Annotated in this window: 10 protein-coding genes and 2 pseudogenes; 7 read left to right on the top strand and 5 right to left on the bottom strand. The window is 66.6% G+C overall.

Features of this window, described 5'->3' with window-relative positions; all coding sequences use genetic code 11:
• Positions 1–50 precede the first annotated feature (50 nt).
• Positions 51–9,323, bottom strand: a complete 9,273-nt coding sequence (locus LGM42_RS10510) for a YadA-like family protein (protein WP_319001447.1) — start codon at positions 9,321–9,323, stop codon at positions 51–53.
• 481 nt (positions 9,324–9,804) lie between these two features.
• Between LGM42_RS10510 and LGM42_RS10495 the strand changes: the two genes are divergently transcribed.
• From LGM42_RS10495 to LGM42_RS10485, 3 genes are all read left to right on the top strand, one after another.
• On the top strand, positions 9,805–12,831 hold the full coding sequence (locus LGM42_RS10495) for an ATP-binding protein (protein ID WP_226232171.1): 3,027 nt from the start codon (positions 9,805–9,807) through the stop codon (positions 12,829–12,831).
• A 282-nt stretch (positions 12,832–13,113) separates the two neighbouring features.
• Entirely contained in the window at positions 13,114–13,446 is a 333-nt protein-coding gene (locus LGM42_RS10490; RefSeq protein ID WP_226232170.1) for a SymE family type I addiction module toxin, read from the top strand.
• The gene (locus tag LGM42_RS10485) at positions 13,446–13,766 is read left to right on the top strand and encodes an XRE family transcriptional regulator (RefSeq protein ID WP_226232169.1); all 321 of its coding nucleotides are present in this window, start codon (positions 13,446–13,448) and stop codon (positions 13,764–13,766) included. The genes LGM42_RS10490 and LGM42_RS10485 overlap by 1 nt, the downstream gene beginning before the upstream one ends.
• 323 nt (positions 13,767–14,089) lie before the next feature.
• Here the strand turns inward: LGM42_RS10485 and LGM42_RS10480 are convergent, their stop codons facing one another.
• Both LGM42_RS10480 and LGM42_RS10475 read right to left on the bottom strand, forming a co-directional pair.
• Positions 14,090–15,556, bottom strand: a complete 1,467-nt coding sequence (locus LGM42_RS10480) for a peptidylprolyl isomerase (protein ID WP_226232168.1) — start codon at positions 15,554–15,556, stop codon at positions 14,090–14,092.
• A 33-nt stretch (positions 15,557–15,589) separates the two neighbouring features.
• Positions 15,590–15,736, bottom strand: a pseudogene (locus LGM42_RS10475) (zinc ribbon domain-containing protein); the annotation flags it as partial.
• Between the two features lies 1 nt (position 15,737).
• Between LGM42_RS10475 and LGM42_RS10470 the strand changes: the two are divergent.
• Positions 15,738–16,598 (top strand): annotated as a pseudogene (locus tag LGM42_RS10470) (APC family permease); the annotation flags it as partial.
• 237 nt (positions 16,599–16,835) lie between these two features.
• On the opposite strand, the gene leuA reads toward LGM42_RS10470, so the two are convergent.
• Positions 16,836–18,545, bottom strand: coding sequence for a 2-isopropylmalate synthase (gene leuA / locus LGM42_RS10465; RefSeq protein WP_226232231.1), 1,710 nt, complete (start codon positions 18,543–18,545; stop codon positions 16,836–16,838).
• 967 nt (positions 18,546–19,512) lie between these two features.
• Between leuA and LGM42_RS10460 the strand changes: the two genes are divergently transcribed.
• The 3 genes from LGM42_RS10460 (at position 19,513) to LGM42_RS10450 (ending at position 21,741) form a co-directional block, all read left to right on the top strand.
• On the top strand, positions 19,513–19,902 hold the full coding sequence (locus LGM42_RS10460; protein WP_050017095.1) for a fucose-binding lectin II: 390 nt from the start codon (positions 19,513–19,515) through the stop codon (positions 19,900–19,902).
• 120 nt (positions 19,903–20,022) lie between these two features.
• Positions 20,023–20,844, top strand: a complete 822-nt coding sequence (locus tag LGM42_RS10455) for a fucose-binding lectin II (protein ID WP_226232167.1) — start codon at positions 20,023–20,025, stop codon at positions 20,842–20,844.
• Positions 20,845–21,006: 162 nt separating this feature from the next.
• Positions 21,007–21,741, top strand: a complete 735-nt coding sequence (locus LGM42_RS10450; RefSeq protein WP_059574713.1) for a fucose-binding lectin II — start codon at positions 21,007–21,009, stop codon at positions 21,739–21,741.
• A gap of 257 nt (positions 21,742–21,998) precedes the next feature.
• Here the strand turns inward: LGM42_RS10450 and LGM42_RS10445 are convergent, their stop codons facing one another.
• Entirely contained in the window at positions 21,999–23,372 is a 1,374-nt protein-coding gene (locus tag LGM42_RS10445; protein WP_226232166.1) for a M23 family metallopeptidase, read from the bottom strand.
• Between the last annotated feature and the right edge of the window lie 236 nt (positions 23,373–23,608).

The raw sequence follows: 23,608 nt of genomic DNA, 5'->3' as shown, positions 1-23,608 counted from the left end.
GCGGTACTGCGGATGTCGGCACGGGCGGGGCTTGCGCCCCGCCCCGCGCATTACCACTGGTACGACGCACCCACGCCGACGGTGTTGCCACCGCTCGAGAGACCAACGCCGGCCTTCATCTTCAGGTTCTGCGTGATGCGGGCTTCGCCGCCGAACGCCACGGCCTGATAGCCCTTGTAGGTCGCGCCGCCGACACCGAACGACAACGTCTTGCCCGGATCGACGCCCGGAATCATCGTCAGCGCCGTGGCGGCCGCGATACCCGAGTACGCGTTCTTCGACACGTCGTTGATCTGCCCTTGCAGACCGCCGACCGCGCGGTCGAGCTGACCCTTCGTCGCCGCATCGGACGCGTTCATGCCGTCCGCGATGTTGACGATCCGGCGGTTGCCGTCGTCGGTGCCGTTGCCGAACGACACGGTGTTGGCTTCCGCCGCCACCGAGCCCGCGCCCAGCGCCACCGAGTTCGAACCCGACGCGTTCGCGCCGTCGCCGATCGCCATCGCCTGGCCGCCGGATGCGTTCGCGCCGCTGCCGATCGCCGTCGCGCCGTCGGCCGAGCTCTTCGCATTCGAGCCGATGACCGTGGCGTTGTTCGCGCCGCTGCCGATCGTCGCGCCCGAACCCGCCGCGGTGTTGCCCGTGCCCGTGCCTGCATTGGCCGGGTTCGACGCCGCCGGATCGGTGTCGGTGCCGGCGAAGTACCGGTTGTCGCCCGACCCGCCGCCACTGCCGCCACCGTTGCCCGGGTTCAGCTCGAGCGCGCCGACACGGCCGTCGAGATCGCCGAACTGGTCACGCAATGCGCTCAGTTGCCCGTAGTTCACCGCGTCGTACCGGCTTGCGCCATCCGCGACGTTCGTCAGCGTGACCGGCGCCGCGCCCGTCCCGCCCAGCGTCACCGAACCGTAGTTCGGCGACCCGTCGCGATTCAGGTCGTAACGCACCGCGAGCGAATCGGTCGCGCCGTACGCTGCCGCGGCCTGAACGGCCTGCTCGACGGTCGAGTACTTCTGACCGTTCACTTCGATCGCCGTGTTCGCGAGCTTGCCGTCCGCGTCGACCGTCGTACCGCCGCCGATCGTGTCGGCGACGCTTTGCGCGGTGCCGTGCAGTTGCGAGCCGTTGATCGCGTCCATGCTGGTCGCGTTCACCGCGCCGGCCGCCACGTTCGTCAGCGTCGTGCCGTCCGTACCCTTCAGCTTCACTTCGCCGAAGTTCGCCGAACCGTCCGCGTTCGTGCCGTACGTCACCGCCAGCGACGTCAGGCCCGTGCCCGGGTTGGTCGGGTCGACCGGTGCGACCAGGCCCGCGTCCTTCAACTGCGCCACGTTCACCGCATCGGTGTCGTCCGTGCCGGCTGCCACGTTCTTCAGCTGCACCGGTATCGTTGCGCCCGCGCCGCCCAGCGTGACCTGGTTCTTCGCCGTGCTGTCGTACACCACCGCCAGCGATTCGCCCGTCGTCGGATCGATCACGCCGCCGTTCTTCAGCGAGTCTTCCAGCGAGCCGACACGGGTGTTCGTCGCGTAAAGCTGCGAACCGTTCACCGCGTCCGTGCTCGTTGCAGACAGATCGCCCGCCGCCACGTTGTGGATCGCCACCGGCATACCGGCGTTGCCCAGCGTGATGGCGGTCTTCGCTCCGTCGTCATACGTCACAGCCAGCGACGTCAGGTTGCCCCGGCCGTCGTCGCCCACCAGGCCCGAGTCCTTCAACTGGCCCACGTTCACCGCGTCGGTGTTGTCCTTGCCGGCTGCCACGTTCTTCAGTTGCACAGGCGTGGTCGCGCCCGCACCGCCCAGCGTCACCTTGTCCTTCGATGCGCTGTCGTACACGACTGCCAGCGATTCGCCGGTAGTCGGGTCGATCACGCCGCCGTCCTTCAGCGAGTCGCGCAGGTCGCCGATGTCCTGGTTCGTTGCAAACAGTTGCGAACCATTCACCGCGTCCGTGCTCGTCGCCGACACGTCGCCCGCCGCCACGTTGTGCAGCGCCACCGGGCCCGTCGCATTCGCGCCACCCAGCGTCACCGAGCCGTAGTTCGGCGTGCCGTCCCCCTTCTGGTCGTATGTCACCGCCGCCAGCGTGTTGCCGTTCGCATCCACCAGGCCGCTATCCGACAGACGATCCTTCAGGTCCGAGATATCGCCCGTGTTCGTGCTCGTACGGCCATCCAGGTTCGCCAGTGCGTCGCCGACGTTGTGATAGTCGACCGGCGTCGTGCCGCCCGCCGGATCGGCCAGCGAATACGTCGGCGCCGTCACCTTGCCGTCGGCGCCCACGGTCGAACCACCGCCCAGTGCGTCCGCCACGCTTTGCGCCGTGCCGTGCAGCTGCGAGCCGTTGATCGCGTCCATGCTGGTCGCGCTCACCGCGCCGGCCGCCACGTTCGTCAGCGTCGTGCCGTTCGTGCCCTTCAGCTTCACTTCGTCGAAGTTCGCCGAACCGTCCGCGTTCGTGCCGTACGTCACCGCCAGCGACGTCAGACCCGTGCTCGGATCGGTCGGGTCGACCGGTGCGACGAGGCCCGCATCCTTCAACTGAGCCACGTTCACTGCATCGGTGTCGTCCGTGCCGGCTGCCACGTTCTTCAACTGCACAGGCGTGGTCGCGCCCGCGCCGCCCAGCGTGACCTGGTTCTTCGCCGTGCTGTCGTACACCACCGCCAGCGATTCGCCCGTCGTCGGGTCGATCACGCCGCCGTCCTTCAGCGAGTCGCGCAGGTCGCCGATGTCCTGGTTCGTCGCAAACAGTTGCGAACCGTTCACCGCGTCCGTGCTGGTTGCTGACAGATCACCCGCCGCCACGTTGTGGATCGCCACCGGCGTACCGGCGTTGCCCAGCGTGATCGCGTTCTTCGCTGCATCGTCGTACGTCACAGCCAGCGACGTCAGGTTGCCCGAGCCGTCGTCACCGACCAGACCCGTGTCCTTCAACTGGCCCACGTTCACGGCGTCGGTGTCGCCCTTGCCGGCCGCCACGTTCGTCAGCGTCACCGGCGCCGTCGCAGTCGCGCCGCCCAGCGTCACTTTGTCCTTCGATGCGCTGTCGTACACCACGGCCAGCGATTCGCCAGTCGTCGGGTCGATCACGCCGCCGTCCTTCAGCGAGTCCTCCAGCGAACCGACACGCGTGTTCGTCGCAAACAGTTGCGAACCATTCACCGCGTCCGTGCTCGTTGTCGACAGATCACCCGCCGCCACGTTGTGGATCGCCACCGGCGTACCGGCGTTGCCCAGCGTGATCGCGTTCTTCGCTGCGTCGTCGTACGTCACTGCGAGCGACGTGAGGTTGCCCGAGCCGTCGTCGCCGACCAGGCCCGTGTCCTTCAACTGGCTCACGTTCACCGCGTCGGTGTCGCCCTTGCCGGCTGCCACGTTCGTCAGTGTCACCGGCGCCGTCGCAGTCGCGCCGCCCAGCGTCACCTTGTCCTTCGCCGCGCTGTCGTACACCACCGCCAACGATTCGCCCGTCGTCGGATCGAACAAGCCCGAATTGCCAAGCCGGTCGCGAATATCCGCGATGTCGCCCGTGTTCGTGCTCGTGCGGCCATCCAGGTTCGCGAGTGCGTCGCCGACGTTGTGATAGTCCACCGGCGTCGCGCCGCCCGCCGGATCAGCCAGCGAATACGTCGGCGCCGTCACCTTGCCGTCAGCGCCCACGGTCGAACCACCGCCCAGCGCGTCTGCCACGCTTTGCGCCGTGCCGTGCAGTTGCGAACCGTTGATCGCGTCCGTGCTCGTCGCGTTGACGCCGCCCGCCGCCACGTTCGTCAGCGTCACAGGTGCCGTCGCGGCCGTGCCGCCCAGCGTCACGCGATCCTTCGCGATCGTGTCGTACGACACCGCGAGCGGGTCCGTGCCAGTGCCCAGATCCTTGATCGCATCGGTCAACTGGTCGACGTTCACCGCGTCGGTGCCCGCGACACCCTTCGCGACGTTCGACAGCACCACCGGGTTGGCCGCACCCGCGCCGCCCAGCGTCACGTGGTTCTTCGCCGCGCTGTCGTACACGACTGCCAGCGATTCGCCCGTCGTCGGGTCGATCACGCCGCCGTCCTTCAGCGAATCTTCCAGCGAACCGACGCGCGTGTTCGTCGCGAACAGTTGCGAACCGTTCACCGCGTCCGTGCTCGTCGCCGACAGGTCGCCCGCCGCCACGTTGTGGATCGCCACCGGCGTACCAGCGTTGCCCAGCGTGATCGCGTTCTTCGCTGCGTCGTCGTACGTCACAACCAGCGACGTCAGATTGCCCGAGCCGTCGTCGCCGACCAGGCCCGTGTCCTTCAACTGACCCACGTTCACCGCGTCGGTGTCGCCCTTGCCGGCTGCCACGTTCGTCAGCGTCACCGGCGCCGTCGCGGCCGCGCCGCCCAGCGTCACCTTGTCCTTCGATGCGCTGTCGTACACCACCGCCAGCGATTCGCCCGTCGTCGGGTCGATCACACCGCCGTCCTTCAGCGAGTCGCGCAGGTCGCCGATGTCCTGGTTCGTCGCGTAAAGCTGCGAACCGTTGATCGCGTCCGTGCTCGTCGCCGACACGTCGCCCGCCGCCACGTTGTGGATCGCCACCGGCGTACCGGCATTGCCCAGCGTAACGCCGGCCTTCGTCGCGTCGTCATACGTCACCGCCAGCGACGTCAGGTTGCCCGAACCGTCGTCACCGACCAGGCCCGTGTCCTTCAACTGGCCGAGGTTCAGTGCGTCGTGGTCGCCCGTCGCGTCCGCCACGTTCGACAGCTTCGTCGGCGTCACGCCGTCGCCCAGCGTCACCGAACCGTAGTTCGGCGTGCCGTCCGCGTGGCGGTCGTACGTCACCGCGGCGATCGCCTTGCCGTCGTCGCCGATCAGGCCCGAACCCTTCAACTGGCTCACGTTCACCGCGTCCATGTCGGCAACGCCGGCCTTCACGTTCGTCAGCGTCGTGCCGTCCGTGCCCTTCAGCGTGACCGTGTCCTTCGCCGCGCCGTCGTACACCACCGCCAGCGATTCGCCCGTCACCGGATCGATCACGCCGCCGTCCTTCAGCGAGTCGCGCAGGTCGCCGATGTCCTGGTTCGTCGCGTAAAGCTGCGAACCGTTGATCGCGTCCGTGCTCGTCGCGTTCACGTCGCCCGCCGCCACGTTCGACAGCTTCGTGCCGTTCGCACCCTTCAGCGCGACGACTTCGAAATTCGGCGAACCGTCGGGATTCGTGCCATAGGTCACGGCCAGCGGGTCCGCGCCACCGCCGAGCTGGGCGAGCGCATCGAGCGCATCGCCGACGTTGCGATAGGTCGTACCGCCGACGGTGTAGGTCGGATTCGTGATCGAGCCGTCCGCGCCGACTCCCGCGTTGCCGCCGAATGCGGACATCGCGTCCTTCAACTGGCTGACGTTGACGGCGTCGGTATCGGCCGTGCCGCGTGCGACGTAGATGATCTGGCGCTGCTGGCCCGTCGAGCCAACCGAAACCGAGTTCAGACGGTCCGCGACCGAGTTCGAGCCCAATGCGACCGCGTTCTGCGCGGCGCTGGTCACGCTGGCCTGACGGCCGATCGCGATCGCGTTCGTCGCGAGCGGATCGACCTGCGCGGCCGTGCCGAATGCCATGGAGTCCGCCGCGTTGGCCCGCGACGTGTTGCCGAGCGCAAGCGCGTTGAGGCCCGCGGCTTGCGCGTTGAAGCCCGCGGCCACCGCGTTGTTGCCGCCCGCCACCGTGCCGTTGCCCAGCGCCAGTGCGCTGGTGCCCGTCGCGCGGCCGCTGCCGAACGCGACCGCGCCGTTGGCCGTCGCCGACGCGCCCGCGCCCAGCGCCACCGAACCCGTGCCCGACGACACCGCCTGCGGCCCGATCGCGATCGCCGTCGTGCCGGTCGCGCTGGCTTCCGCGCCGATCGCCACGCCGAACGTGCCCGCACCCACCGATGCGTTGTCGCTGCCATCGCCCGCGCCATCGACCTGGACATACGGATCCGTGCCCGCGGTCGTCGCGATCGAATCCAGTCGGTTGTTCACGTCCTGGATCGCCAGTTGCGTCTTCGTGTCGACGCCGTCGATCGCCGCCTGCGTGGTGGTCGTCGTGACGCCGATCAGGTCGTTCACCTGGCCGACGGTCGCCGCGTCGCTGTCGGCCTGGCCGTTCTGCACGTTCGTGATGCGTCGTTGCAGGCCGGTCGTATCGTTACCGACGGAAATCGTGTTGATTTCGTTCGCCACCGAACCGAGGCCCAGCGCCACCGCGTTGATGCCGGTCGCCTGCGCGGCGACGCCCGTGCCGCGCCCGCCGATATACGGGTTGCCGGTCGCCACGGTCTGCTGCAATTGCTGCACGTTGACCGCGTCGGTCGCCGCGACACCCGCCGCGACGTTCGACAGCGTCACCGGAGCGGCCGCGCCCGCGCCGCCCAGCGTCACGTGGTTCTTCGTCGCGCTGTCGTACACGACTGCCAGCGATTCGCCCGTCGTCGGGTCGATCACGCCGCCGTCCTTCAGCGAATCTTCCAGCGAACCAACGCGCGTGTTCGTCGCGAACAGTTGCGAACCATTCACTGCGTCCGTGCTGGTTGCCGACAGATCGCCCGCCGCCACGTTATGGATCGCCACCGGCGTACCAGCGTTGCCCAGCGTGACGCCAGCCTTCGTCGCGTCGTCGTACGTCACCGCCAGCGACGTCAGGTTGCCCGAACCGTCGTCGCCGACCAGGCCCGTGCCCTTCAGCTGACCGAGGTTCAACGCGTCGTGATCGTCCGTCGCGTCCGCGACGTTCTTCAATTGCGTCGGACCCGTGCCGTTGCCCAGCATCACCGAGCCGTAATTCGGCGTGCCGTCCGCGTGGCGGTCGTACGTCACCGCCGCGATCGACTGGCCATCGTCGCCGATCAGGCCCGAGCCCTTCAGTTGCGACACGTTCACCGCGTCGGTGTCTGCCGTACCAGCGGCCAGATTGACGATGCGGCGCTGCGCGGAAGCATTGCCGACCGACACCGTGTCAGCCGTATCGGCGACGGAACCGGCGCCAAGCGCCACGGCATTCGATGCGGTGACACCGGCTCGGGAACCGATGGCCACGCTGTCGTCCGCGTTAGCGCTGCTGGTCGCCGCGACGCGGGCGCCGCGGCCGAGCGCGACACTGTTGTTGGCCGTGCGAGTCGTGCCACCGGCAGTGCTCCCCACCACCGATGCCTCGGCACCGGCAGCAAGGCCGTAGGCCGAATTCACATCCACGTTGGCCCGCTCGCCCAGCGCCGTCCCGTAGTTGCCCATCGCACGGCTCACGTAGCCGATCGCGGTACCTGCATTGCTCGACACGGCACCTTGGCCGATCGACACACCGAAGTTCGCATCGTCGCCGGCAGCGCCAGTCGTCGGCGAAACCGATGCCCTGGCGGCATCGCCGATAGCCACAGACCCGGCTGCATAAGCAGCCGTGTTGCTGCCCACGGCGACCGAACTGGAAGAAATGGCGCCATTGAGAGCGCCGGCATCGGCGGCGGCGTTATTGCCGATCGCGATGGCGCCGGTCGGCGTGAAGGCCAAACCACTGCTGTTGGTACGCGCGCCATTTCCCATCGCGATGGCGTTCGGCCCACCGGCCGACGCGCCCATCCCGATCCCGATTGCGTTGCTGCCCGTCGCCGCCGCCCCGGCTCCGGTGCTGTTGATCCGCACGTACGGGTTGTCCGTCGCGCCGCCACCGCCACCGCCGCCGGCTGCGGCAATAGCCGCATTCAACTGGCCAAGGTTCACGGCGTCGGTGTCTTGCGTACCTGCCGCGACGTTGACGATCTGACGCTGCTGCCTCGCCGAACCGATGGATACGCTGTTGGCGCGATCCGCAACCGAACTCGTACCAAGCGCGACCGCATTGTCCGCCGTCGCCGACGCGTCGCCGCCAACGACCACGGACATCGCCCCGGTTGCAGAGGCCCGCAGACCCAGCGCGACCGTCTCCCAGCCCGATGCGTTCGAGTTGCTGCCGACCGCGACGGTGCCGGCACTGGTCGAACTCGCGCCATCGCCCACCGCGATCGACGCGGAGGTGAGCGCGGACGCCGCCGAATTGGCCCCGCTGCCGATCGCGATGTTGCCGGCCCGGCCCGATACGGTCGCGTCGGTCGCACCGCCAACGACGATGCGCGGGTTGTTCGTTGCCGCGATCGCCGTATTGAGCTGAGTCACGTTCACCGCATCCGTGCCCTGCGTGCCGGCGGCCACGTTCACGATCTGGCGCTGCTGCGCCGCCGAGCCGACGGATACGCCGTTCGCGCGCGTCGCCACGCTGCCCGCACCCAACGCGACACCATTCGAAACGCTCGAGGTAGCACTGCCCCCCAGTGCGAGCGAGTTCCCGCCCGTTGCGGTCGCGTTGGCGCCCAGCGCCGTCGATCCGCCTCCCGTCACGAGCGTATTCGCACCCAACGCGGTCGTATAGGAATTGGTGTTCCGGCTGTTTGTGCCGATCGTGATCGCGCCGATACCGGCCGCCGTCGCGGAGTCGCCCAATGCAATCGCGCCTGTCGCACCCGGGATGTCGCCATCGACGACGCGCGCGTTGTTACCGATCGCAATGCCGTTGACCGGGATGTACCGGTTGCTTGAGTTCACCGTCGCGCCATTGCCAAGCGCGATGCTGTTGGACGACCCGTTGCGAACGTTGCTCCCCGCACCGATCGCGATCGAATCCGCCCCGTTTGCCGCTGCCGCGGTTCCCGTGCTGTTGACCTTGACGTAGGGGTCATCGCTCGCGACTGCGATCGCCGCGTTCAGCTGATTCAGGTTAACGGCATCCGTCCCAGCCGTACCGTTTGCCAGGTTCGTGATGCGATGGTTCGTCATGCTGGCGTTGCTGTCGAAATCCACCGGCCCCCTGAGGTGCACGCCGGAGCCGCCGAGCAGGAAGAGGTGCCCGTCCAACGTACCGCTGATGCCGGCTTCAGTCGCGGCACTTGCCTGCCCAATGCCGCCGCCATTGACGTTACTGTGGTTGTACAGTTGGAACGCCCGCGCGTGGCCTTCGCTGAGCCTGAAGTCCTGGGACGCAGTACCGCATGCCGCAGTGGTCCGTGTGCCCGCGATATTGCCGCCGCCGAACGTCGTTCCGGTCGCACCGGTTCCAGGTGCACAAAGCGTCAACGACCCACCGCCGTTCGCCGCGACCTGCGCCATCGCATCGACCGACATCGTTCCACCACCCACCCCGGCCATGACCGCGACCGCCGCCGACACCGACGACTTCATCGCCGAGCCCGATTTGGATTTCGTGCGCATCCGCGCCGTTTCGGGCGCTGCCGCCCAGGTGCCCGTCGTCGCGTTCCAGACGGTCCGATAAGTCGTGTTCACGTTGATAGCCTCTGTAGAAGAAGGGGGAAGGACGAACCTCGTCCACAGATGCCAATGTATTGATCGGCTGTCATTTGGTTAATCAGACGGCCGGACGTGCGATGACTTATTTTGTAGGACCGGTCCTAGCCTGACGTTGCTTGACAATCGCCTGTGCCAAACGGCCATGGTTACTACGTTCTATTGATCGATTTTCGATTTGAATTGACACGCGCACGCAGCAGGATTTATATACGCATCGCGCAAGGTCTCGAACAAATAGGACTGGTCTTAGTCATTGCCGTCGACTGTTTCGGATTGCCCTACATACGGGCGATCCCACTATCCCGATAATTCGCTCGTTCCCCGAGCCGGCAGCGCGATTCGCCTGCCTCACCACACGGCTTACGGATATCGCCCCACGTCCCGGCTTGCGCGCGGCCGGCACCGCGCGAACCGCTCGCGGCTCCTGATTTGCGCATCGATTCACGGTATTCGCTCCATGCCCATTCGACATCTCTTCGCGTCCCAGGCGGATGCCGGCGCGCCGTTCGCTTCGATCGGCGGCGAGCCGCACGATCTGGGCCTGCTGCATCGCTACCAGCGCTTCACGCTGTATGGCGGCGCCGTGCTCCTGTCGCTCGTGATGCTGTTCACGGCGAGCATCCTGCTCACCGGATCGGTGCGCGATTACATCTCGAAACGGCGCGAGCTGCTCACGACGCACAAGGCGCTCGTTCAGCTCGAAATCGACGCGAAGCAGGCGTCGATGCGCCGCGCGGTCATCAATGCGGAATTGCTATGGAACGGCCATCCGCCGCACGCGCGCACCTCGTCCGATACGCTCCGGCGCGACGGGCACGTATTGCTGTCGCCGATGCGCGGCGCCACCGAAGTGTTCGTCGCGGCGACGTCCGATGCGACCGCCAACGGCGAATTCGATCGCTACGTGCAGTTGATGGAACGCCAGACGATCTCGATCGCGGCCGCCGAGCGCCAGACCGGCCGGCCCGTCACCGGCTATGCATACAGCCCCGACCATCGCGTGATCGCGATCACGCCGCCGCCGAACACGCCGTATCCCGACCTGCTCGCACGCATGGGCGTGCACGACACACACGGGTTGATCGACCGCCTCGCCTTCGACGTCGCCGACTGGCGCAATCCGGCGATCGCGCGCCACTGGCGCGACACGCGCCACATCGCGTGGCAGCCGCCCGCGGTCGATCCGCTCACGGGCAAGACGGTGTTTCGCCTCGTCGAGCCGGTGTTCGACGGCCCCGATCACGTGATGACCTTCGTCAGCGATCTCGACGTGGACGTGATCGCCGACCGGATGAATCACGCGCCCGACGACACGGTCGCGATGCTGGTCGATGACAGCGGCCGCATCCTGCTGAGCGCGGACCGGACGAACGCGTCGACCGACGGCCCCGCGCTGATGCGTCAGGCGCTTGCCGACGGCGACTGGCGGCACGGCTTCGACCGGCTCGCCGCGAACTACCGGGACGGCATCTTCACGGTCAGCGACCGGATCTCCGATACGGGCTTCGCGATCGTCTACGCCTATTCGTGGCGGATGATCGCGCACGCGATCTGGCCGGCGATGCTGCGCGAGGCCGGCACGACGGCGCTGATGCTCGCCGTCCTGTGGGCGCTCGTCGTCGCGTTCGACCTGAAACTGTTCGCGCCGCTGTTCCGCCGCTCGCGCCGCGTGTTCGAGAGCGAGCAGATGTGCCGCGCGATCATCTCGACCGCGCCGTTCGGCATCGGCCTGATTTCGCTCGGCTCGCGCCAGGTGCTGCTGCGCAACCGGATGATGGAGCTCTACGAGAAGGAGGCCGGCTCGCCGCCGCTGCATGAACGCCTGCTGGCGCGCTATCGCGAGCGCCAGGACGGCGACGCGTTTCAGCTCGACGTCGAGTTGCCGGTGACGCTCGGCGACGGCCGCATGCGCGACCTGCTCGTCAACTTCGTCCGCGCGCGCTACAAGGGTCGCGATACGTTGCTGTGCAGCTTCTCCGACATCACGACGCGCGCCGACGCCGAGCGCGCGCTCGGCAGCGCGAACCGCGCGAAGTCGACGTTCCTCGCGACGATCACGCACGAGATCCGCACGCCGCTGAACGCGATGCTCGGCAATCTCGAACTGCTCGACAAGGCGCCCGACCCGAGCCGACAGAAGCGCCGGCTGCACGCAGTGACGTCGGCCGCGCGGATGCTGCTCGACATGCTGAACAACGTGCTGGACATGACGAAGATCGAAGCCGACCGGATGACGCTCGAAGCCACCAGCTTCCGCATCGACGAACTGATGCGCGACCTCGCCGACCTGTTCGAACCGATGGCCGCCGCGAAGGGCGTCGCGCTGCGCGTGGAGATCGACCCGGCCGTGTCGCATGCGTACGTCGGCGATCCGATGCGCGTGCGGCAAATCGTCGTGAACCTCGTCAGCAACGCGATCAAGTTCACGGATCGCGGGACGGTCGCGCTGTCGGTGTCCGCATCGGCGGTCGACGCGACGCCCGTGACGATCCGCGTCAGCGATTCGGGGATCGGGATGACGGCCGACCAGCTCGCGCGCATCTTCGAGCCGTTCGCGCAGGCCGACCGGTCGATCGCGCGGCGCTTCGGCGGCACCGGCATCGGCTTGGCGCTGAGTCACAAGCTCGTCGAATCGATGGGCGGCGGGATCTCGGTCGACAGCGTGCCGGACGTCGGCTCGACGTTCGTCGTCACGCTGCCGCTGCCGCTCGATCACCGGCCGGGCGCGGCACGGCCCGATGCGGGTTCGGATGCGCCGAACGCACGCGTGCTGTTCGTCGACGACAATCCGGTAAACCGTTCGCTGATCCACGATCAGCTCGATGTTCTAGGCTATCCGGCCGATGTCGCATCGAGCGTCGCGGAAGCGCTCGATCTCGTCGACCAGCACGACTATGCGCTCGTGATGACCGACCTCAACATGCCGGGGCTCGACGGCTATGCGTTTGCGCGCGTGCTGCGCGAGCGGGGCCGCGCACGACCGATTCTCGCGGTGACCGCGCATGCAGAGCCCGACGAATTGCGTCTTGCACGAGAAGCCGGGATCGACGAGATCGTCGCGAAGCCGACGTCGCTGAAATCGCTCGAGCTGGCGATCACGAAACACACCGGCGCGTCGCTGCCGCCGCATTCGCCGCCGCCGTCGCGCAGGCACGGGCCGCTGCCGCAGGATCTGCACAAGGTGCTGTCGGACACCGCGCACCGCTCGAATGCCGCGATCGCTCGCGCGCTGCAGGACGGCGACCTGAAGGCCGCCCGGACCGAGATCCACAGCATGCGCGGTGCGTTCGCGATGATCGGCGAGCACGAGATATCGGGCATCTGCGCGTCGATGGAAGCGCTGGCGTTGGCAGGCGACGCCGCGGCGTTCGCGCGCGAGTTCGAGCGGTATCGACGAGACGCGAGCGAGGCCCTCGTTCGGCGTGCGGCAGGCGAGCCGAAATCGTCCGCCGACACGTTTTTTGACATATCCGTGACGAAGTAACGATGCGGCCAGCCGGCGCGATTGCGTTGGAACCGTTGCCGGGCAAGCGTTCGCGACACTGGCCGGATGGCCAATACGAATAAATTCGTACGACCGTGAACTTCCCGCTGTCGATCTCCGCTACAGTGGTTGCACGTTTTCGCGAGGAATCCCTGGCTACTTCGGCATGCCAAGCATGTGCCGGAGCGGCGATCGAGATCCGCTGCGTAAACGAGCGCGGCCCGCAGATGCACGAACACCTGCGAGCCGCTGACCACAACCAACTCAACATAGGAGTTGACCATGGCTGGCGCGAATCATAACGCACCGATGTCTTTCCGCGATTGTTTTGCCTCCCCTCGATCGTCGTTTCAATCAGGCCGCGTCGTTCCGCACCTCAGGCTGGCCGACATGGCGCCGCCCGTCGTGTATCTGTGGACGAAGCTGTCCGGCCGATGGATCGAGGCGGCCGGCTTCGATCCCGGGCAGCGTCTGCACGTCGAGGTGTCGCACAAGCGGCTGGTGATCACGCCGATCGACGATGCGGATCGCGATCATGGCGGGCAAGACGGATGCCCCGATGTCGATGGCGGAACGGGACGGCAGCAACTTTCGACGATGACGGAGGACGCGTAATGCGCTACGACGCCTCGAATCGAAACACCAGCGACGTGCCGGACGATTTCGACTATTACGACGTCGGCGAACTGGCCGCCAAGTCCGAACTCGTACTGAAGCTCAACGCCTTGATGGCGTCGCGCGGCCTGACCGAGGAAGAGGCCGCGGCCCTGGCCGAAATGGCACGGCCGGTGGTGACGCCCGAGCAGCGCGAGCGGCTCCGGAACGTCACGCTCGATCAACTGATGCTGACGCTGGCGTCGTTCGGCCAGCATGTAGAGATCGTGGTGCGGCCGGCGGGGAAATCGGGGCCGGCGGGGATCACGGTTTCGGTCTGACGGCCTGCGAGGCAGGCTCGAAGAAATGTGTGGCAGCCGGAAGCGCCTCGGCGCTCGCATGAGGCAGCGTTGGGAGTAGGTGCTATCAAACACATAGCATGACGACGGCCGGGCCCGGCGGCCGCCGCCGAAGCGGCTCCGGCGCCACACTCGTTCAATTTAACGTGAACGATCGTTACAACCAATCGGACAGGGCTGATTCTGTACAAACGCTCACCGTAGTCGCACGAGCCAACCACAAAAGCAAAAAAGCCGCTGCCGTGGTCGACGGCGGCGGCCAACCCGACGGATCACCCGATCCGCCGTCTTTCTGATACACCCGCTTACTGCTGAATCGTCGCCTGCTCCGCGAGCTTGTCCACCAGCGCCGTCATCGCACGCTGCCGAGCCTGCGCTTCCAATTGCTGACGCAGAACGTTCTTCGCGGCATCGAAGGTCGGCACGACCGTCGGGCGCTTCTCGTCGAGTTTCACGATCGCGAACGCGTTACCGACCCGGATCGGCCCGGCAACCGCACCCGGCTGCAGCGACGTAATCGCCTGCGCCAGCGGCAACGGCAAACCGCCCGTCTTCCCTTCGGCCAGCGGCGTGCGCAACTCGACCCACTGCGCGACGCCGCCGTTCGGCGTCGTGTTGTACTTCTTCGCCACCGCGTCGAACGCGGCGCCCTGCTTCAGCTCCGCGACCAGCGCATTCACTTTGACCGGATCGGCCACGGCGATCACGTCCGCGCGATATTCGAACTGCGCGGCATTCGCGACGATATCGTCGTAACGCGCCTTCACCTGCGCATCGGTCACCGCTTGCGGGTGCACGTTGTCACGCAGGTAGAGATCCGCCGCCGCGACCGTACGGGCGCGCATCACGACGCGATTCACTTCCGGGCGGCTGCCGTAGTTGGCTTTTTCCGCCGCCTGCTCGACCAGATGCCGGGCGATCAGCTCGTGCTTGGCCTGTGCGCGCAATTCGGGCGTGACAGCCTGCCCGGTCGCTTCGATCATGCCGTCCACATCGCTGCGCGCGATGGGCGTGTCGTTGACGACCGCCTCGACGCCCGGCGGCAGCGGCGTTTCGGTTTTGGTGCCTGCGGCGCGCGCGACGGGGGCGCCGCAGGCGCACGCGAGTGCGATCAGTGTGGAAACAATGGAAATGCGATGCTTCTTCATGACGATTCCTTCATCGATGGAGGGACATGCCGCGCGATGGCGGCCGGGAGGGTGCGGCAGCTTCACCGCGGGCAACCGATCGCGTCGGCGCCCGACCGGCCGCGCACGAGCGATCGCGCCACGGCCGGACCTGACGCGCGAACCGGTCCGCCCGGTCGCGCGGGACTTTGCAGCGTCGCCGTCGCCGGCCACGCCGCGACGATCGACGAACGGAAAGACAGAAATGAATGCCCTGCGCTCGCATGAGGCAGCGTTCTCCCAACCTGCGACCCAAATGGTGCAGATGCGACCGAGCCCACCGGTCGCCGCAAGGCATTCACGTGTGTCCGTCCGGCTGTGCGGGCGCCGAGGGCATCGTCGGCTACGGCCGCGCGCGGAGAAAAATACGCTGCCCGGTGACCGGGCAGCGCGTCCAACGAAGCCAGGCTTCGGATACGAGGTATCGAACGAATCACCATGCAACCGTTCGACCGGCACATTGTCGGCAGGCGCCGACGACGACACAATCAGCCTGGTCCTACATCGGCGCACGTTTGTGTCGCACATTCGATCCGCACGATTCGCCCGCTTCGCGAGCTGCCGCATGAATGACGCTTGAATCAGACAGGTCTGATTGGAACGCATCGGGCCAATACGAATATTGACGTCCTCCTCCGCCTAAAGGCAGAACATTCGCACGCCTGGCGATGCACGTCCGCATCGGAGAATGTTCAGCGCAGCGTTGGTATCTCGATCATGCTCGACACCACATTCACTGCAGGCCCATTCTCTTATTCGCAGTCCCGCGATACCTTTCGGCCGCGTCGCGTCGTACGGTTTCGAGACGGCCGTTTGCTACACGCGTGAATTCCGCGATCCGCGGCGCGATACCGCGAAGGCGATCTTCTGGTCGGGCGCGCTGTGTCTCGTCGTGATGACGCTCGTTCCGATGGCGTTCCAGGGCGCGCTCGGCACGCAGGCGATGCTCGATCCGGCGATCGGCGACGGCACCGGCGTCGCGGCCGCGATGGCGAAGATCGTCGGCGGCGGCGCGTGGGTCGCGAATGCGGTCGTCGTGATGCTGATGCTGTCGATCCTGCTGATCGTGATGACGTCGATGATGGGTTCGTCGCGCACGCTGTACCAGGCGTCGGTCGACGGCTGGTTGCCGAAGTACCTGTCGCACGTGAACGAGCACGGCTCGCCCACGCGCGCGATGTGGACCGACCTCGGCTTCAACCTCGTGTTGCTGATGATGTCGGACTACATGACGGTGCTGTCGATCTCGAACGTCTGCTACATTCTGTTCGTATTCCTGAATCTTCAGTCTGGCTGGATCCACCGGATGGATCGCGGCAACTGGGATCGGCCGTTCCGCTGCCCGACGTGGCTGCTCGTCGCGGGCTCGATCTGCGGCTATGCGAACCTCGTTTATGCGGGCGCGGGCGCCGATCTGCAAGGCGAAGGCACGCTGCGCAACGGGTTGATCGCGATGTTGCTGATCGTGCCGGTGTTCCTGTATCGCCACTACTGGCAGGACCGCGGCCGGTTCCCCGCGCAGATGCAGCGCGACATGGAGCTCGAAGTGCCGACGCGCAGCGTGTGGCTGAATCTCGCGCCGTATGCGGCGCTGATCGGCGCGGTGCTGGCGGTCGCCGGTTCCCATTACTTCGCGTGGGGGCGTTGAGCATTCGATGGTGGCCGGTGGGCGCGACCACGTCACGATTCGCATGCCGATCGTGACGCATGCGCCGAAACGCTGCCAGATGCGAGCATCGAGCGGTGATCGAAGTCGGCGCGCTGCCGCGCGCGCGGGCGGAGTTCATGAAGCACGCGCTGCGGGATGCACTCGGCAGGTCATGCAGCGACCCTGTCGACGACGCGGCCGCCCCGGAGCACCCCGGCGCGACCGCCCCTGCCGCGGTTACGCCACGGCCGTCACCGCGCGCTCCGCGTCGAAGAACGTTGCCCGCGCAACCTCATCCGCACGCGCATACGCGCGGTTCACGCCGCTGATCACCGCACGAATCGACGCGGTCGTCAGGTTCGCGTCGACGCCGACACCGAACGCGCTGCCGCGCACGCCCGTGCCGGCCAGCTCGGCGATCGCGATTGCCTTCGCATCGGCGCCCTGCGACAGCGCGCGTTCCTCGTAATGCTGGATCCGCAGCGGCGTGCGCAGCGCATGCATCAGCGCGTCGAGCGGGCCGTTGCCCTCGCCGCGCAGCACACGGCGCTCGCCGTGCACGTCGGCAGTCAGTACGATCGACTCGCGGCCGTCGCGTTCGGTCAGCTCATGGCCGACATAGCGCAGCGGCGTATCGCTTTCGACGTATTCCTGCTGGAACAGCGACCAGATCTGCGCGCTCGTCACCTCGTGCCCGCTGTCGTCGGTCAGGCGCTGCACGGCCGCGCTGAAATCGACCTGCATGCGGCGCGGCAGCGCGACCCCGTAGCCCTGTTCGAGCAGGTACGCGATACCGCCCTTGCCCGACTGGCTGTTCACGCGAATGATCGAATCGTACGTTCGGCCGAGGTCGCTCGGATCGATCGGCAGGTACGGCATTTCCCAGACGGCGTCGGCGCGCTGTACCGCGAAGCCCTTCTTGATCGCGTCCTGGTGCGAACCGGAGAACGCGGTGAACACGAGATCGCCGACGTACGGATGGCGCGGGTGGATCGGCAACTGCGTGCATTCCTCGGCCGTGCGCGCGACGTCGTTGATCTGCGAGAAATCGAGGCCCGGGTCGACGCCCTGCGTGTACAGGTTCAGCGCGAGCGTCACGAGATCGACGTTGCCCGTGCGTTCGCCGTTGCCGAACAGGCAGCCCTCGATCCGGTCGGCGCCCGCCATCACCGCGAGCTCGGCCGCCGCGACCGCGGTGCCGCGATCGTTGTGCGGGTGCACGGACAGGATCAGCGAATCGCGGCGCGCGAGATTCCGGTGCATCCATTCGATCTGGTCCGCATAGTAATTCGGCGTCCCGATTTCCACCGTGGCCGGCAGGTTCACGATCGACTTACGCTCGGGCGTCGGCTGCCATACGTCGAACACCGCGTCGCAGACTTCCTTCGCGAAATCGAGTTCGGTCGCCGTAAACGTTTCCGGGCTGTACTGCAGCGTGAATTGCGTGTCGGTCGCCGCATCGGCGCACCGCTTGATCGTGCGCGCCGCGTCCACCGCGAGCTGCTTCACGCCGTCGCGATCGAGGCCGAACACGATCTTGCGGAATTCCGGCGCGGTCGCGTTGTACAGGTGCACGATCGCGCGCTTCGCGCCGCGCAGCGATGCGAAGGTGCGCTCGATCAGGTCGTCGCGCGCCTGCGTCAGCACTTCGATCGTCACGTCGTCGGGAATGTGGCCGCCTTCGATCAGTTCGCGAACGAAGTTGAAATCGGTTTCCGACGCGGACGGGAACGCGACCTCGATCTCCTTGAAGCCGATCGCGACCAGCGTCTTGAACATCCGCATCTTGCGCGCGCCGTCCATCGGCTCGAACAGCGCCTGGTTGCCGTCGCGCAGGTCGGTGCTCATCCAGATCGGCGCCTGCGTGATCGTGCGCGACGGCCACGTGCGGTCGGGCAGGTTGACGGGCGTAAACGGTCGGTATTTCGTCGCGGGGTTCTTCAGCATCATGATGTCGGTCCTCGGTCTGTTTGTCGGTGAAGCGCGGCGCGGCGGCCATCGGCCTCAGGAGCCGGCTGCGCGCGCAGCGGTGAAAACGGCAAGAAAGCGGTAACAAAGCGGCACAACGGCAAAGCGGTACGGCAGACGACGGCCTTGACGGTTGAGCGACCGGGACGAAGCGGAGAGATGACGAAGGAAAGACGAACTCAGGCGCCGGTCGACAACCGGGGCCAGGTCGGTGATGCGGGGAAAATCTGGCGCTTCAGGAAAGAAGCAGATGGAAAGCGCGCAGCCGCAGACCCAGCCCGGAGAAGCGGGCTAGTAGTCGTAGCGGGAAGAGGAACTGGGCGGCGTGCATGACCGGCATCAAATCACAGGGCGGTCACGGCTGTCAACCGGGCGCGCTTTCATCCCGCTCCGTTCCGCGATACGACGCGTTGGCGCAGAATCAGCCCAGTCCGATAGGCGGCGGCATCCTCCGTCGCTATGCTTCACGGGTGCGGCACCGGTGAAGTCCTATTCATGTTCGGAGTGAGTCGGTCCATCCTCTTCGCCAGTCGCCGCACACTCCTCCCTTGCAATCGCGCTTCGGTGTGGGCGTTCGACGGTGGCCGGTGGGCGCGGCCACGACAGAGATACCGATGTTGAAACGAAACGCTGCCATATGCGAACGCCGAGCGTCTGCTCCGAAGCCCGATTGCGCCTTGCCTCTCCCGCCCCGCCTGCGCGCTCGCGCATCATTCAGGAAATCGATACGCACATCGATATAGTTTATCGAATATATCGAAATCCGCTTCATTAAGCACATTCCATTAAATCGATTATCGCTGCTTTCCGATTTACTGAACAATAACCATTCTCATCCGAATATTTTTTTATTTATTTTTCGCCATGCTTGGTAAGTCGCGTTTCAAACGGCAAACGTTTGCGTGACAAGGCGCACGCCTTATCCAATACTTCTCAGGAGGCAAGCATGGCCGACTCTCAAACGTCATCCAATCGCGCCGGCGAGTTTTCGATTCCGCCGAATACCGATTTCCGCGCGATTTTCTTCGCGAATGCGGCCGAGCAACAGCACATCAAGCTGTTTATCGGCGACAGCCAGGAACCCGCCGCGTATCACAAGCTGACGACGCGCGACGGCCCGCGTGAAGCCACGCTGAATTCGGGCAACGGCAAGATCCGTTTCGAAGTGTCGGTGAACGGCAAGAAGTCGGCGACCGACGCACGCCTCGCGCCGATCAACGGCAAGAAGTCGGACGGCTCGCCGTTCACGGTCAACTTCGGGATCGTCGTGTCGGAAGACGGCCACGACAGCGACTACAACGACGGCATCGTCGTGCTCCAGTGGCCGATCGGCTGACCTGACACGCGATCGACCACCGATCGCCGCCGGCCGCTTCCATGGCGGCCGGAGGGTTCGCGCCGCGTTCAGCGTGACCCTCCCGCCCGATCCAGAACCACCTCATCACCGGAGACTTCCATGCCGATCCTTTCGGCTTCGATCGTCAGCGCGCCCGTCGTGACGTCGGAGACTTACGTCGACATCCCGGGCCTCTACATCGACATCGCGAAGGCCGAGATTCGCGACGGAAAACTGCAGGTCATCCTCAACGTGCCGACGCCTTACGCGACCGGCAACAACTTCCCCGGCATCTATTTCGCGATCGCGACGAACAAGGGCATCGTCGCGGACGGCTGCTTCACCTATTCGTCGAAGGTGCCGGAGGCGACCGGCCGCATGCCGTTCACGCTCGTCGCGACGATCGACGTCGGCAGCGGCGTCACGTTTGTAAAGGGCCAGTGGAAAAGCGTGCGCGGCAGCGCGATGCATATCGATTCGTACGCGAGCCTGTCCGCAATCGGGGAAACGGCCGCGCCCTCGTCGTCGCAAGGCAGCGGCAATCAGGGCGCCGAAACCGGTAGCGGCGGATCCGGCAACATCGGCGGCGGCGGCGAGCGCGACGGCACGTTCAACCTGCCGCCGAACATCAAGTTCGGCGTCACCGCGCTCACCAACGCGGCGAACGACCAGACGATCGACATCTACATCGACGACAACCCGAAACCCGCCGCGACGTTCAAGGGCGCCGGCGTCCAGGACCAGAACCTCGGCACGAAGGTGCTCGATTCCGGCAACGGACGCGTGCGCGTGATCGTGATGGCGAACGGCAGGCCGTCGCGGCTCGGCTCGCGACAGGTCGACATTTTCAAGAAGTCGTACTTCGGGATCGTCGGATCGGAAGACGGCGCCGACGACGATTACAACGACGGCATCGTGTTCCTGAACTGGCCGCTGGGTTGATCGGCGGCCGTCACGAACGATCGCAATGGCGACAGGCACGACCACGCATCGCGCATCGTTCGGGCAGTCATTTGCAGTCCCACGCTTTGCTCCGCGCGCGGCCCGGTGAAATCCGTTCACCGGGCCGCGCGATGCGAGACCTTCCATCGAGACGAGGACGACATGTCACAACCCTTTACCCACGACGACCTGTACGCACTGCTGCAACTCGCGGGCAACGACGCCACCGCCGTGCAGGCCAACGGCGATCAGGCCGTGCTCGACCGGATGCGCCAGTTCATGACCGCGCAGCTCGTCGAGAAACTGCCGCAATACGACGTGTTCGTCGATATCGCGACGATCCCGTACAGCTTCGACGTCGGCAGTTGGCAGAACAAGGTGAAAACCGATGCGGCAGGCCAGGTCGTCGCGTGCACGGTGACGTGGGCCGGCGCGCCGGGCGTGCTGCCCGGCGCCGCGGCGAAGTTCGGCGTCGGCGCGGTGGTCAATTACTTCTCGAAGGCGACGCCGCAACCCGTGCAGCCGGAGCCCGTGCCGAGCGGCGGCGGCGAACGCGACGGCGTCTTCAACCTGCCGCCGAACATCGCGTTCGGCGTGACCGCGCTGGTCAATTCGTCGTCCCCGCAGACGATCGAGGTCTTCGTCGACGACAACCCGAAACCGGCCGCGACGTTCCAGGGCGCCGGCACGCAGGACGCGAACCTGAACACGCAGATCGTGAACTCGGGCAAGGGGAAAGTGCGGGTGGTCGTGACGGCGAACGGCAAACCGTCGAAGATCGGCTCGCGTCAGGTCGACATCTTCAAGAAGACCTACTTCGGGCTGGTCGGATCGGAAGATGGCGGCGACGGCGACTACAACGACGGCATCGCGATCCTGAACTGGCCGCTGGGTTGAGTCGCGTCAGCCCGACGAGCGTCGCCACGCCGCCCGGCGTGGCGATTTGCCGGTGTGCTCGGCCATCCGCGAGCGCGGGGCCGAGCCGCAAGAACGATCAAATGCCCCTTCCTCCGATACCATATAGTCCGCCCGCCGCACACCCGCATTGCCGGTAATCGTGTGCGGGGGCTCGCCGCCATGGTTCGTCAGGGAGCTCACCGTCGCATACACGCTGCCGCGCTCCATCGGTTGGACGACGGCGAGCCCCGCCCCGATCACCCCGCCTGCGGCGCGCCAGCCTTCGACATCGCGACCGGTTGCGCGAACGTGGCCGAAGCGAGCTGCGTGCGCGCATCACGCGCCACGCGGTTGAACGCCACACGCTGCGCGCCCTTCAGCCTCGCCGCCTTGGCTGCATGCACGAGTTCGATCGGATCGACGAGGCGGGCATGCCGGCGCACCTCGAAGTGCAGATGCGGGCCGGTCGCCGTGCCCGTACTGCCGACCGCGCCGACGCGTTGACCGCGCGTGACGCGCGCGCCGGTTCGCAGCGTCGGCTCGAACGCCGACAGGTGCGCGTAGTACGACGCGTAGCCGCCGTCATGCCGAATCACCACGTATTTGCCGTAGCCGCGCGGCTCGGTGCCGATGAACGTCACGACGCCGCGCTCCGACGCATGAACGGCACGGCCAGCCGGCGCAGCCAGATCGACGCCCGAATGCACATGGCGCACGCCGGTGACCGGATGCACGCGTGTGCCGAAGCGCGAGCTGATGCGCTTCGCATTGACCGGCATCGCAAACCGCGCGCCGGCGAGCGGCATGCCGTCGAAGTCGTAATAGGCGCCCGGCGCACCCGCCTTCGGCGCGAACCACACGCCCGCGACGCGCTGGCCGCGAAAACGGACGTCGAGCGCCGTCACGCGCATGCGGCCAGGCCGCCCGGCGCTGTCGTCGCGTTCGAAGGCGACGCGGAAGGTATCGCCGGCCGCGGCACGCTGCTTCGGATCGATGCGCCCGGCCAGCATGCGGGTGATCTGCGCGGCGACGCCGGCCGGCAGATCGGCGCGCGCCAGCGACGCGCGCAGGTTGCCGACGATCGCACCGGCGCGCGTGCCGCGATCCGGCTCCGCGAGCGTGAACGGCTCGGCCGATGCCAGATCGACGGTGCCCCGCTCGGCCGCCGGCTGCGCGTCCATCGCGGGCAACGCCGACGCCAGACCGTAATCGAACCGCGACGCATAGCCGCGTTCGACCGCGTCGCGCGCCGAATCGCACAGCACGCGGTAAGCCACGCACGCGCCGAATCGAACGGCGAGATCGTCGCGATCGGCGCCCGCCGACAGGCCCGACGCATGCGCGGCGTACGCGACGTCGAGCGGCACCGCCGCCGATGCGCGCAAGCCGCCCCACGTCGTCCGGGCGGGATTGAAAAAAGGCACGTCGACAAGGTCGGGCGTTGCAGCCGTCACGGGCGCAACGGGCGCCGCGGTGTGAGTCGCCTGTGCCACCATGCCGTGCGTACCCGCCATGCAGGCCGTCACGACGGCACCGCGCAACAGCGCACGGCTAATCGGGAAACACGGGACACCGCGCCGGGCGGATTGACCTTGTTCGCGTGCGAGACGGAAACGCAGGTTCAACCGCATGACGTCGTCACTCGCTATCGATGAAAAATCGGGAAAAGCCGGGTATCGCGGAAGAACGACCGTCACGATCCGGCAACCTGGAAGCGAGTGTATCGGCGCACGCAAAATGACCAAATAGGCCATGTCCTATTTGGATGGGCATACGCTTCGTACACGGACGAAATCGCAATTTCGCCGCGGCCCGTATTCGACCCCTTCATTCGCGCGAACCACCCGGCGCCGTGTACAGTCGAACG

This window comes from Burkholderia sp. AU39826, assembly GCF_020419965.1.
GTDB classification, from domain to species: domain Bacteria; phylum Pseudomonadota; class Gammaproteobacteria; order Burkholderiales; family Burkholderiaceae; genus Burkholderia; species Burkholderia semiarida.
This window is presented reverse-complemented; position numbering and strand designations above follow the sequence as displayed.

Bases quoted from the DNA above. Each gene is read 5' to 3' on its own strand.
- LGM42_RS10495 (WP_226232171.1), top strand. From the start codon at position 9,805: ATGCCCATTCGACATCTCTTCGCGTCCCAGGCGGATGCCGGCGCGCCG.
- LGM42_RS10490 (WP_226232170.1), top strand. From the start codon at position 13,114: ATGGCTGGCGCGAATCATAACGCACCGATGTCTTTCCGCGATTGTTTT.
- LGM42_RS10485 (WP_226232169.1), top strand. From the start codon at position 13,446: ATGCGCTACGACGCCTCGAATCGAAACACCAGCGACGTGCCGGACGAT.
- LGM42_RS10480 (WP_226232168.1), bottom strand. From the start codon at position 15,556: ATGCGTTCCAATCAGACCTGTCTGATTCAAGCGTCATTCATGCGGCAG.
- leuA (WP_226232231.1), bottom strand. From the start codon at position 18,545: ATGCTGAAGAACCCCGCGACGAAATACCGACCGTTTACGCCCGTCAAC.
- LGM42_RS10460 (WP_050017095.1), top strand. From the start codon at position 19,513: ATGGCCGACTCTCAAACGTCATCCAATCGCGCCGGCGAGTTTTCGATT.
- LGM42_RS10455 (WP_226232167.1), top strand. From the start codon at position 20,023: ATGCCGATCCTTTCGGCTTCGATCGTCAGCGCGCCCGTCGTGACGTCG.
- LGM42_RS10450 (WP_059574713.1), top strand. From the start codon at position 21,007: ATGTCACAACCCTTTACCCACGACGACCTGTACGCACTGCTGCAACTC.
- LGM42_RS10445 (WP_226232166.1), bottom strand. From the start codon at position 23,372: ATGCGGTTGAACCTGCGTTTCCGTCTCGCACGCGAACAAGGTCAATCC.